This is a genomic window from Pantoea sp. GbtcB22, assembly GCF_019091025.1.
GTDB classification, from domain to species: Bacteria; Pseudomonadota; Gammaproteobacteria; order Enterobacterales; family Enterobacteriaceae; genus Pantoea; species Pantoea leporis.
The window spans coordinates 1-271 of sequence record NZ_JAGXKB010000206.1; the positions used below are offsets into that span (position 1 = coordinate 1).

The following is a 271-nucleotide window of genomic DNA, read 5'->3' on the forward strand; positions in this document are numbered from 1 at the left end:
ATATATCTGATATTTCAAGCCTGCCACTGATACATTTCCTTTCTGCCGATGCCAATCACCTCCATCAATGCCATTGCCTAACAAATCATCAAGCTTAATGACATCATTTTTATTGCCGTGCACCACCATTTGTGTTTTGCCATCCTGAATAAAGAGATCTTTGCTACCCGCGCTAAGGATGTCACTGACATTAATACTCAGTGTATTCGCAGCAGTGCTATTAGCCATATTCACAATCGATTTTTGGCTGCTGGTAGCGTGTAAGTCAGCT

Annotated in this window: 1 protein-coding gene; it reads right to left on the minus strand. The window is 41.7% G+C overall.

All coding sequences use genetic code 11. From position 1 onward, the window contains the following. On the minus strand, positions 1-228 hold a 228-nt coding region (locus KVT28_RS25160), incomplete at its 3' end, for a hypothetical protein (RefSeq protein ID WP_217550892.1). Between the last annotated feature and the right edge of the window lie 43 nt (positions 229-271).